Origin of the sequence: Winogradskyella sp. (assembly GCF_013213835.1) — a bacterium.
Lineage (GTDB): Bacteria > Bacteroidota > Bacteroidia > Flavobacteriales > Flavobacteriaceae > Winogradskyella.
In genome coordinates this window covers 436,818-449,066 of sequence record NZ_JABSSU010000001.1, presented here as the reverse complement: position 1 = coordinate 449,066, position 12,249 = coordinate 436,818, and the positions used below count along the sequence as shown (strand labels likewise).

7 protein-coding genes are annotated in these 12,249 nt (G+C 33.1%); 1 reads left to right on the top strand and 6 read right to left on the bottom strand.

What is annotated here, in order from left to right:
• Positions 1-53: 53 nt before the first annotated feature.
• The 3 genes from HRU50_RS02095 to HRU50_RS02085 form a co-directional block, all read right to left on the bottom strand.
• Complete coding sequence (locus HRU50_RS02095; RefSeq protein WP_296347644.1) at positions 54-725, bottom strand: Crp/Fnr family transcriptional regulator; 672 nt, start codon at positions 723-725, stop codon at positions 54-56.
• Positions 726-843: 118 nt separating this feature from the next.
• Entirely contained in the window at positions 844-3,111 is a 2,268-nt protein-coding gene (locus HRU50_RS02090) for an aconitate hydratase (RefSeq protein ID WP_296347641.1), read from the bottom strand.
• A 188-nt stretch (positions 3,112-3,299) separates the two neighbouring features.
• Positions 3,300-6,074 carry a bifunctional aconitate hydratase 2/2-methylisocitrate dehydratase gene (locus tag HRU50_RS02085; protein ID WP_296347639.1) on the bottom strand — a complete coding sequence of 925 codons (2,775 nt, stop codon included), beginning with the start codon at positions 6,072-6,074 and terminating at the stop codon, positions 3,300-3,302.
• Between the two features lie 341 nt (positions 6,075-6,415).
• On the opposite strand from HRU50_RS02085, the gene HRU50_RS02080 reads away from it, so the two are divergent.
• Positions 6,416-8,734: a S9 family peptidase gene (locus tag HRU50_RS02080; RefSeq protein ID WP_296347637.1), complete on the top strand. Its 2,319-nt coding sequence runs from the start codon at positions 6,416-6,418 to the stop codon at positions 8,732-8,734.
• Between the two features lie 58 nt (positions 8,735-8,792).
• On the opposite strand, the gene HRU50_RS16015 is transcribed toward HRU50_RS02080, so the two are convergent.
• The 3 genes from HRU50_RS16015 to HRU50_RS02070 form a co-directional block, all read right to left on the bottom strand.
• Positions 8,793-9,923, bottom strand: a complete 1,131-nt coding sequence (locus HRU50_RS16015; protein ID WP_366927329.1) for an acyltransferase — start codon at positions 9,921-9,923, stop codon at positions 8,793-8,795.
• A 68-nt stretch (positions 9,924-9,991) separates the two neighbouring features.
• Positions 9,992-11,137, bottom strand: coding sequence for an acyltransferase (locus HRU50_RS02075; protein ID WP_296347635.1), 1,146 nt, complete (start codon positions 11,135-11,137; stop codon positions 9,992-9,994).
• An 11-nt stretch (positions 11,138-11,148) separates the two neighbouring features.
• Positions 11,149-12,246, bottom strand: a complete 1,098-nt coding sequence (locus HRU50_RS02070) for a MauE/DoxX family redox-associated membrane protein (RefSeq protein ID WP_296347633.1) — start codon at positions 12,244-12,246, stop codon at positions 11,149-11,151.
• Between the last annotated feature and the right edge of the window lie 3 nt (positions 12,247-12,249).

The window sequence follows — 12,249 nt, the reverse complement described above, 5'->3', positions numbered from 1 at the left end:
ATTATAAACCACACCTATGATAAAATGTTAGCTATCTAACATAACTGAAAAAATTAAGCAGAATGTTTAAAAAGTCTTATTTCTTTCCTATCAAAATCTAAATAATTATCTGCTTTTAACTCATTCATTAGAATATTTAAAGTAGGGCGAGATATACCAATTAAAGAAGCAATATCTTTTTGAGTATAAGGATGTTTTATAACTTGATTACCTGTTTTCTCGCAGTTATATCCATAATCTGAACATAACTCATCTAAAAATTCAAGCAATCTCGTTTTAGAGTCTTTAAATAGTAGTAATTGCAATCTTCGTTCTAGCTTTTTAAACTTTAATCCGATAAACTTATATATTCTTAAACTGAACGTTTTATTATCTCTCATTAAATCGTGCATTGTATCAACACCTACAGGACAAATAGAAGTACTATTGTCAAGTGATTGTGCAAATTCATCACGCTTTTCTTCACCTAATATGGCCTTTTCACCAAACAATTCTCCTTTACGTAAGATTGCTTTAACTACTTCAGTTCCATCTTCATTATAATAGCCAATTTTCACCTTACCATTTTCAATGAGATAGATCTTGTTAGCAGCGTCTTCTTCAAAGTATATGTAATCACTTTTTTTATAGGCGTCGAAAGTATGACAGGCTTTGTACTCTTTAAATTTATGCGGACAGAGTAAATTGAATAGATTTACATCTTCCAAAATCCAGATGGTATTCATTGCTTTATTAATTGATTAGATAGAACTTAGGTCGAAAATTTAGAAAAGACCTTACGTGTAAACAAAAAAAAGCTCCTAGAAAAACTAGGAGCTCAATACATTTTAATAAAATCTATTGTTATGCGTTTTGCTTCTTTATTAAGTTTAATGCAGAACCTTCTTTATACCATTCAATTTGAGAATCATTGTATGTATGATTCACAGCTATGGTATCTGTAGAACCGTCGGTATGAACGATTTCGATATGTAAAGGTTTACCTGGTGAAAATTCATTAAGATCTAAGAAGTTAAAGATATCATCTTCTTGTATTAAGTCGTAATCGCTTTCATTAGCAAAAGTTAATCCTAACATACCTTGTTTTTTAAGGTTAGTCTCGTGAATACGTGCAAAGGATTTCACAATAACAGCTGCTACACCCAAATGTCGAGGTTGCATTGCTGCGTGCTCTCTAGATGAGCCTTCACCATAATTATGGTCACCAACTACTACAGACCAAATACCATTTTTCTTGTATTCTCGTTGAGTATCTGGCACACCACCATAGTCTCCTGTTAATTGATTTTTAACAAAATTGGTCTGTTTATTAAAAGCATTAACAGCACCAATTAATGTGTTATTTGCAATATTATCTAAATGACCACGGTAACGGAGCCATGGCCCAGCCATAGAAATATGATCTGTTGTACATTTTCCAAATGCTTTTATTAATAGTTTCGCCCCTTTTACTTCAGAACCAATAGGCTCAAATGGTGTTAAGAGTTGTAAACGCTCTGATGTAGGATTTACAGTTACTTCAACTCCACTTCCATCTTCTACAGGTTCTAAATAACCATTGTCTTTTACGTCAAAACCTTTTGGTGGTAATTCCCATCCAGTAGGCTCATCTAACATCACTTCTTCACCATTTTCATTAATCAAAGTATCTGTCATTGGATTAAAATCTAAACGACCTGCAATTGCAATTGCTGCCGTAATTTCTGGTGAAGCTACAAAAGCATGTGTATTTGGATTACCATCTGCACGCTTTGCAAAGTTTCTGTTAAATGAGTGCACAATAGAGTTTTTAGGTGCATTTTTTGGGTCGCTATAACGTGCCCATTGCCCAATACATGGGCCACAAGCATTGGTAAAAATCTTAGCATCTAATTTTTCAAACACTTGAAGAATTCCATCGCGTTCTGCTGTATAACGTACTTGCTCAGAACCTGGATTAATTCCAAATTCGGCTTTGGTTTTTAGTCCTTTATCTAATGCTTGTTGCGCTATAGAAGATGCTCTAGATAAATCTTCGTATGACGAATTTGTACAAGAACCTATAAGTCCCCATTCAACTTTCATAGGCCATTCATTTTCTTTAGCCTTATCTGTCATTTCTTTACCAACTGTTGTGGATAAATCTGGTGTAAATGGTCCATTTAATAAAGGTCCTAATTCTGATAAATTAATATCGATTACTTGGTCAAAATATTGCTCAGGGTTTTCGTATACCTCAGCATCTGCAGTCAAATATTCTTTAATTTCATTTGCAGCTTCTGCAACATCTACTCTATCGGTGGCTTTTAAGTAACGTTCCATAGAATCATCATATCCAAAAGTTGAAGTGGTTGCTCCAATTTCTGCACCCATGTTACAAATGGTACCTTTTCCTGTACAGGACATCGACAAGGCACCAGGCCCAAAATATTCTACAATAGCTCCTGTCCCACCTTTTACAGTTAAAATTTCTGCAACTTTTAAAATCACATCTTTTGGTGCTGTCCAGCCAGATAATTTACCTGTAAGTCTTACACCAATTAATTTTGGAAACTTTAATTCCCAAGCCATTCCTGCCATAACATCTACTGCGTCTGCTCCACCAACTCCGATGGCAAGCATTCCTAATCCACCAGCATTTACAGTATGTGAATCTGTACCTATCATCATTCCTCCCGGAAAGGCATAATTCTCTAAAACTACTTGATGTATTATACCTGCACCTGGTTTCCAAAAACCTATTCCATATTTATTAGAAACAGACTCAAGAAAATTAAAAACCTCACTACTTGTATTATTAGCATGCTTTAAATCTGTTGCAGCACCTTCCTTTGCTTGAATTAGGTGATCACAATGTACCGTAGTTGGTACAGCTACTTTTTTCTTTCCGGCTTGCATAAACTGTAATAACGCCATCTGTGCTGTTGCGTCTTGACACGCCACTCTATCGGGAGCAAAATCTACATAATCTTTACCTCTAGAAAAGGCTTTGGTAGGTTTGCCATCCCATAAATGAGAGTATAATATCTTTTCAGAAAGTGTGAGTGGTTTACCAACAACATCTCGCGCAGCATCAACGTGTTCTTTCATTGTTGAGTAAACATTTTTAATCATATTAATGTCAATTGCCATAGTTTAAAATTTGTGTTATGTAATGCTTCAATTTACGAAAATTTAGGTATCAGTTTTAATGGCCTTTGAATTTTATTTCAATGCTACTATTCTAAATTTCAATTCATAAATACATCTTTATTGATTCAATAAAAGCAAAAAGCTCGAGTATAAACTCGAGCTTTTTATTTCATTTATAATCTAAAGAATTAAACCACTAAACTTTTTTGTGATGGCTTAAACTTAGTCAACACGATACCATCTACTGCTGCTTCGTATTCTTCCATTGTTGGTGTGCGACCTAAAATGGTTGATAATACCACAACTGGTGTTGATGATAGTAATGATTCTCCCTTTTTCTCACCTGAGTCTTTTACAACGCGACCTTGGAATAAACGTGTAGATGTTGCCATTACTGTATCTCCTGGTTCTGCCTTTTCTTGGTTACCCATACAAAGGTTACATCCTGGACGCTCTAAGTATAGCATGTTTTCGTACTTGGTACGCGCTAATCCTTTTGGTGCGCTATCATCGAATACAAATCCTGAGTATTTTTCTAATACTGCCCAATCACCTTCTGCTTTTAACTCGTCTACAATGTTGTATGTTGGTGGTGCTACTACTAATGGTGCTTTAAATTCTACTGTACCATGTTGTGCTTCGATATTCTTAAGCATTTGCGCCAGAATCTTCATGTCACCTTTATGTACCATACAAGAACCTACAAATCCTAGGTCTACTTTTTTAGTTCCACCATAGTAAGATAATGGACGAATTGTATCGTGCGTATAACGCTTAGATACATCATCATTATTTACATCTGGGTCAGCAATCATTGGCTCAGCAATTTCATCTAAGTCAATCACAACCTCAGCATAATACTTGGCATCTGCATCTGGTTTAAGCGCTGGTTTTATTCCTGTTTTAAGCTCTGTTATTCTAGTATTTGCTTTATCAACTAAACCTTGAAGCACATGCTTTTCGTTATCCATACCTTTATCTATCATTATCTTGATACGGTCGCGAGCGATTTCTAATGACTCAATTAAGGTCTCATCTTCAGAGATACAAATAGATGCTTTAGCTTTCATTTCAGCAGTCCAATCTGTAAATGTAAAGGCTTGGTCTGATGTTAATGTACCTATGTGAACCTCAATAATTCTACCTTGGAATACATTCTCACCACCAAATTGCTTTAACATTTGTTGTTGTGTAGCATGAACCACATCGCGGAAATCCATGAAGCTTCTCATGTTACCTTTAAACGTCACTTTTACAGATTCTGGAATAGGCATTGATGCTTCACCAGTTGCTAAAGCTAAGGCTACTGTACCAGAATCGGCACCGAAAGCTACACCTTTAGACATACGTGTGTGAGAATCTCCACCTATGATAATATCCCAATCGTCAACAGTAATATCATTTAATACTTTGTGAATAACATCTGTCATTGGATGATACAAACCTTTAGGGTCGCGACCTGTGATTAATCCGAAGTCGTTCATAAACTTCATTAATCGTGGAATGTTAGCTTTAGACTTATCATCCCAAACTGATGCTGTGTGACATCCAGACTGGTAACTTGCATCAACGATAGGCGATACAACTGTTGCCGCCATCATCTCTAACTCCTGCGACGTCATTAATCCTGTAGTGTCCTGAGAACCTACAATATTAACTTCTACACGTACATTAGAGCCTGCATGTAATGTTTTTCCTGGTGTTGTACCAACAGCATTTTTGTTGAAAATCTTTTCAACAGCTGTAAGACCTTGACCTTCCTGAGAAATCTCTTTTGAAGGTGCATATACTTGAGGTACATCGATTCCTAATACTTTACAAGCAAACGTTTGTAACTTCTTACCAAAAACTACTGCGTATGAACCGCCAGCTTTGATGAATTCCATCTTTTGTGGTGTTAATGCTGCCGAAATATCTTTTAATTCTTGGTCGCCGCTATAAAGCTTTTTAGTTTTTGTATTAATGGTTAAAACGGTTCCTGTCTCAACTGAATATACTTGCTCTAATACTGGCTCGCCATCTGCATCAAGAACTGTGTTTCCGTTTTCATCTTTTTGCTTTACCCAGTTTTTTAGGTCAATTCCGATGCCACCTGTAACTCCAACTGTAGTTAAGAAAATTGGTGCAATACCATTTGTACCGGCTATAACCGGTGCAATATTAATAAATGGTACATATGGACTAGATGAAATACCTGTCCAAAGTGCTACGTTGTTTACACCTGACATTCTTGAAGACCCAACACCCATTGTACCTTTTTCTGCAATAAGCATAATGCGCTTATCTGGATGCTGTTCTTTTAAAGCCAATACTTCTTGTTGCATGTCTTTGTTATGCTCAAAAATAGATTGACCATGTAATTCTCTGTCTGAACGTGAATGCGCATCTGCACCTGGTGATAATAAATCTGTTGAAATATCTCCTACTCCAGCAACATAAGTTACTACTTGGATTTCTTCGTCTATCTCTGGAAGCTTTGTAAAGAACTCTGCTTGCGCATAACTTTCGATAATATCTTTTGCTAAAGCGTTTCCTGCTTTCATGGCAATTTCTAAACGCTCAGTATCTGCTTCGTATAAGAACACTTGTGTTTTAAGCACTTTGGCAGCTTCTTGTGCAATAACTTCATCATTACCCAATGCAAGGTCTAATAATACTTCTATTGAAGGTCCACCTTTCATGTGTGATAACTGCTCAAATGCAAATGCTGGTGAAATTTCTTCAACAGTAGATTCACCAACAATAATTTCTTTTAAAAATTTTGCTTTTACGCCAGCTGCACTTGTAGTACCTGGCAAGGTATTATATATAAAGAACTTTAAAGAATCGTCTCTATTAGCATTGTTTACATCTTTAATTTGTGCGATAATTTCGCTTAACAAATCAGCTCCATCAATAGGTTTTGGATGTAATCCTTGAGCTTTTCTTTCTTCAATTTCTTTAATGTAATTGTTGTATGTCATTTGTATGAACTTTTAAGGTGCACAAAACTACAAAAAAGCCTACTTATTTTAAAGATTCACAACGTTTAGAAGCATTTTTTAAAAATTATTCAACAAATCGAAAATTTGAGGAATATAAATTTAATATTTCACAAAATATGATGTGTAAAATTATTAAATACAGAAAAAATATCCCTATAATATGAAGACTTATTAACGAAAACGTTTGAGAAAATTCCAAAATAAGGCAAAACAATGTTCAAAATTTCTTGAAGTTTTAACACTAAATCTGTAACAAATCTTTCTTCCAGTCTTCTAATGAGATATTAATCAAAAACGAACTCTAAAATTTAAGATTAAAAATGAAAACAAAAATTTTGAAATTGAGTGTTTCACTTGTTCTTTTCTTAGGACTTATCACTCAGACCCAAGCTCAAGAAATTGCTGGTGCTTGGGAAGGAAAGTTATCTGTACAAGGAACAGAGCTGCCATTATTGTTTAATGTGACATTTGAAAACGATGAATATTCATCAACTATGGATAGTCCATCACAAGGTGCAACGGGTATTCCTATGGATGTGACTACTTTTGTAGATAATCAATTAACCATTGAATTTAAACAAGCTGGAATAAAATATGTTGGTACCTTAGGAGACAATACATTTACGGGTACCTTTTATCAAGGTCCTAATGAATTACCATTAACATTAAGCAAAACTGTGAAGACTAAACCTGGAAACACATCGTTACCTACATCAGACGAAGAATTAGCTAAACTAGCAACTTGGAAACCTATTAACAGTTACAAATATTCTGTTGAAGACTACTTTGCTAAACCAAAAGCAAGTTCATTTAACTTCTCGCCTGATGGGAGCTATTTATTTTATAGAGAAAAAGATGAAAACAAAAAGAATCATGTTTATGTAAAAAATCTTGAAACTGGTGAAGTCACTAGAATTATCGAAGAAAAAGATGAATTAATTAGGGGATTTGGATGGGCTAACGAAAATAGAATCATCTATATAATGGATAAAGGTGGAAATGAAGATTTTCACTTGTTTGCCGTAGATCTAGATGGACAAAATCAAAAAGAATTAACACCTTTTGAAGGAGTTAAGGTGAATATTCTAAATTCTTTAAAGGAAGATAAAGATCATATGATTATCTCTATGAACCAGAATAATCCACAAATCTTTGAACCTTATAAAATCAATATAGTTACTGGAGCATTAGAGCAACTTTACAAAAATGATGATGCAGCTAACCCAATTAACGGATATGAGTTTGATAAAGATGGTAACTTAAGAGGTTTTGCTAAACTTAGAGAAGGTGTAAATATTGATTGGTATTATACCTTAGATGAAGGTAAGACCTACGAAAAAATGAGAGAATTAAGCTGGAAAGACAGTTTTAGCATCTCTTCTTTTAATTATGCAACAGAATATCCTCATGACGCTTATGTGGTTTCTAACTTAGAAAGCGATAAATCTGAAATCTACTTATACGATTTAAAGGAGCATAAAATCATTAAGAAACTGTACTCAAATGATAAATATGATGTTTCTGGTTTGTCTCTATCTAGACATAGAGGTTATGAGTTAGACTATTTTGCATATGAAGGTGAGAAACAAGTCATTATTCCAGTTAGTGATTATTATAAAAAATTACACAAGCGTATTACCACTAAGTTCCCAGATTACAACTACTCAATTGCAGACGCTACTGACGATGAAAGCAAGTATTTAATCTTTTTACAAAGTGATAAGCTATACGGCACTTATTACTCTTATGACGCTAAGAAGGATCGTTTTGAATTACTGTATAATCTTATGCCAAACCTTGATGAAAAGGATATGGCAGAAATGCGACCAATTACGTTTACAAGTAGAGATGGTAAAACTATTCATGGTTATATAACTCTACCAAAAGCGGCACTTAACGGAGAACGTGTTCCCGTAATTGTAAATCCACACGGTGGACCTCAAGGAATAAGAGATTCTTGGGGCTTTAATCCTGAAGCACAACTTTTTGCAAGTCGTGGTTATGCCACATTACAAGTAAACTTTAGAATTTCTGGTGGTTACGGACGTGAATTCCTTGAGTCTGGTTTTAAACAAATTGGTAGAAAAGCCATGGATGATGTTGAAGATGGTTTAAAATATGTTGTAGAGCAAGGTTGGGTAGATAAAGATAATGCTGCAATCTATGGTGGAAGTCATGGTGGTTATGCTGTTTTAAGAGGATTAACAAAAACTCCTGATTTATATAAATGCGGTGTCGATTATGTAGGTGTCTCTAACCTATTTACCTTTATGGAAAGTATTCCACCATATTGGAAGCCTTACTTAAAGATTATTAAAGAAATTTGGTATGATGCTGATATTCCTGAGGAAAAAGCTATTATGGATGAAGTATCACCAGTAAATCACATCGATAAAATCACTAAACCTTTATTTGTTGTTCAAGGTGCCAATGACCCAAGAGTTAACATTAATGAATCCGATCAGATTGTAGAAGGTTTAAGAGCAAGAGGTGTTGATGTACCTTATATGGTTAAGTATGATGAAGGACATGGTTTTGGAAAAGAAGAAAACCGCATTGAGCTGTACAAAGCGATGATGGGCTTTTATGCAAAACACCTGGATCATTCCATTAAGAAAGATGAAACCATAAAGAATTAAAATTTCTTTCTGAAAAAATAAATAAAAAGACCTTTTGAATATTAAAAAAGGTCTTTTTTTATTTCAATTTCGGAAACTTTTTGTTCCTATATCTCATAAACGGAAGCTCATAAAAAGTGTACAATAAATATGATAATAAAAAGGTTAAGCCCCAATAAAAAAATGTATATAGCCACAAAGTTATACCTGTAAAATCCTCTGATGGTATCAGCACCTTAAGGAGATGCAGTATTATCGAATAATGGAGTAAATAAATGGAATAAGAAAGTACACTTGTTTTAACGAAAACCTTGGATAGTTGTTTAGACTTCAAATTTACTTCTAAGAGAAAAGGTAGTAACAAACAGACAGCAATAGAATTTAAAGGCAGATATAACACTGTCATAAAAAATGGAGACTGAGCAACGGTAATTCCAAAAAAACCTCTAAACCCATGCAAAATGAAAATAATCAACAGACCACAACCGAAACATATTATTCGATTACTGTAAAACCAACTCTTGTACTTGTCGTATATATATCTAAACATAAACCCTATATACACAGTATCTAAACGGTAAATTAAGACCTTTCTAATATTCTCATTCCAATCTACTATATCTTTCAGTTCTCTCGTGAAATAAAAATGAATCTTAGGTATTGAAAAAAGTACAACGGCCACTAGGGAGGTGTAAAAGAACAATTTTGTTCGATCCTTATCTTTAAATATGGCTATTATAAAATAAACTGCAATTGGTACAATTAAATATGAAAACTGCTCTACTGACAAACTCCATGATATTCTATAAAATGCTGGTGAAGGCGAAAAGAAATTCTGAATATAAATAATGTATTTATATAAAGACTTGGGCAGCTCATTATAGATTGAAAACCAAATAACAACATTTATTAAAAGGATCATATAATAATTTGGGAAAATACGTATCCATCTTCTTACAATAAATCGCCTTACATTTTTAAAAGAATAATTCGGTCGATTGATATCTCTCAAAATTATCTTTCCAATTAAAAATCCACTTATTATAAAGAAAACCTCTACACCAATTGTACCGCTCATTTGCATTAGTGTAAGAATTGGTTTTGGATAATGATCACTTATCCAAATTGAATGAGAAAACAGCACTAAAAACATTGCTAGTGATCTTGCGATATCTAATCCTATATTTCGTTTCTTATCAGGTATTACCACAAGTCAAATATAATTCCAAAAAGATTATGTTTTAAATTGATATCACATTAACAATAATTGTAATTGCTCTATTTAGAAAAAAAACTTTTTATAAATTTTGAATCTCGCAACTCAGTTAATGGTTGTTCTATATAACAATATGATACTCTAGAAATAACATAAACAGCTCCTAGGTACATTATGCTGCAAAAAACACCTACAGTCCAATTAAGTTGTTTTAAATCAATCCATTGATAAATGAAATAAGATATAAATGTATAATGCAATAGATACATACTATATGAATACAAACTAATACTTCGAATAAAAGATTTAAATCTCTTTGGCTTTATATCCAAGAAATAGAAATAAGGTAAAACCGCACCAATTGCTAAGGAATTCATTGGTAAGTACAAGACATTCCAGAAGAAAGTATTGTGTTGATTTAAAGGATATATGTAGAGTGCTACGAGCAAAATACTCAAAACAAAAGCACCTGAGCATAACATCAGTAGCCTATTTTTCTTAAAGTATTCATTGCGAGAATTAAAAAAATAAACTAATACAAACCCAATAAAAATAGAATCAAGTCGATAAATAACAATAGCTTTTAAACTAACATTCCAAGACTTAAAAGTCTGTTTTATGTCTATATTATTCTGATAAAACATATATTTTAAAAACAGAAATACGCATATTAGTATTAAAGCATTTAGTAAAAAAACCTTCCTCTTATCGAGATTTAACCAATTGAAAAACTTCACCGTTAGAAACAATCCTATCGGAGCTAACAGATACGCATATTCCTCTATAGACAGACTCCAAGACTCAGGAAAAAAGGGTAAATACTCATTTGAGAAGTTTTGTAAGAAAAGAAAATATTTCCATAATCTGTCAGGTAAAGCATCGAAGAAAAAATAAAGTAAAACGACATTCAGAATTAAAACGATAAAATACAATGGCAAGGTTCTAAACCATCGTCGTATCCAAAAATGAAGCACAACTTTCAAAGTAAATGAAGTTGTTTCTATTAACTTGATGAGAATGTTACCGATTAAAAATCCACTTAGAACAAAAAAGATTTCAACACCATAAACTCCAAGAACTTGTAACATATCGGTTACAATGCTTTGATCATTTGGAAAAAACACAATAGTATGCCCTAACAAAACTAATGTTATAGCAATAGCTCTCACGGCATCTAAACCAAAATTCCGATTTTTACTTGTAATCAATTCTTTTAATTTTATTTGCCGCTTACTTTATAAAATTCTAAACGGGTATTTGGATTCTTTAGTTGAGAATTAACATGCTCTTGAATTTTTATATATACACGTTTTTCTGGATACACTAAAATAGGTGCTGTTTTAGATGCCCAATCATTAAAGTCTAAATAATACTGTCCTTCATACGCTCTGACATTTTTGTAAATATCTTTTGGTAGACTTTGGGCCTCTTCTAAACTAGAAAAATAAAGTCTGCAATATTCGTGCTTCCCAGAAAAATAACTAAATGACGGGATATGATCATACAATCCGAAAAAATTAAAAATCGGTAATATGAAAACTAGTAGAATTATTAGAAATGACTTAACATGCTTTAAATCAGTAAAAGGATACTTCACTTTTGAAGTATCATAAAATAGATAAAACAAAACAAAAACATTAAAAAATGTCAATGGAAATACTATATAACCAGAACCTGCAAATAAAAGTGTAATCACAATCATGGTATGCATTATAGTGATTAACCATATACCCAATTTTCTTGTCTTAGCGAAAACTAAAAATATCCCAAATATAGCCTCAAGAAAAGGAACCGCATAGGTAAAGGATTCTCTCAGAAAATTAGGTACAAATGGAATACGGCTTTCTAGACCAGATAACCAAGTCTCAAAAAAAACGGTATTAATTTTATGAATTCCACTGAAAAAGTAAGTTCCAATGAATATAAATAATATACACTTTTTTATTAGTTCTTTATCATTTTTGAATTGGGACAGCGCGAGAACCACAAGCATTATTTCAAAAAAGAACCCTTGAATTCTATTTTGATCTACCACAATCCAATACATATAAATCCCAAGAATTGACAGACCAACTTTCCAATTGGGATTACATACAAAATATAAGAACAGTAAAAGAAAAACAATTATCAACGCAATATCACCTAAATAATTAGGAATCATTAAAAAATCAAACATTGGTGCTAAAGGAAACACTCTCTCTGAAAACCAGAGTTTATAACATGCCAAAAAAGGAATAATAAATGCCAAAAATGCAGCAACACGAACCCAAAATAATTCATCTACCTTAAGTTTATATGCCATGTCGTTTCTTTTCATTTT

What these genes read in the sequence shown, in the direction of transcription:
- HRU50_RS02095 (WP_296347644.1), bottom strand. Translation starts at nt 725, where the DNA reads ATGAATACCATCTGGATTTTGGAAGATGTAAATCTATTCAATTTACTC.
- HRU50_RS02090 (WP_296347641.1), bottom strand. Translation starts at nt 3,111, where the DNA reads ATGGCAATTGACATTAATATGATTAAAAATGTTTACTCAACAATGAAA.
- HRU50_RS02085 (WP_296347639.1), bottom strand. Translation starts at nt 6,074, where the DNA reads ATGACATACAACAATTACATTAAAGAAATTGAAGAAAGAAAAGCTCAA.
- HRU50_RS02080 (WP_296347637.1), top strand. Translation starts at nt 6,416, where the DNA reads ATGAAAACAAAAATTTTGAAATTGAGTGTTTCACTTGTTCTTTTCTTA.
- HRU50_RS02070 (WP_296347633.1), bottom strand. Translation starts at nt 12,246, where the DNA reads ATGAAAAGAAACGACATGGCATATAAACTTAAGGTAGATGAATTATTT.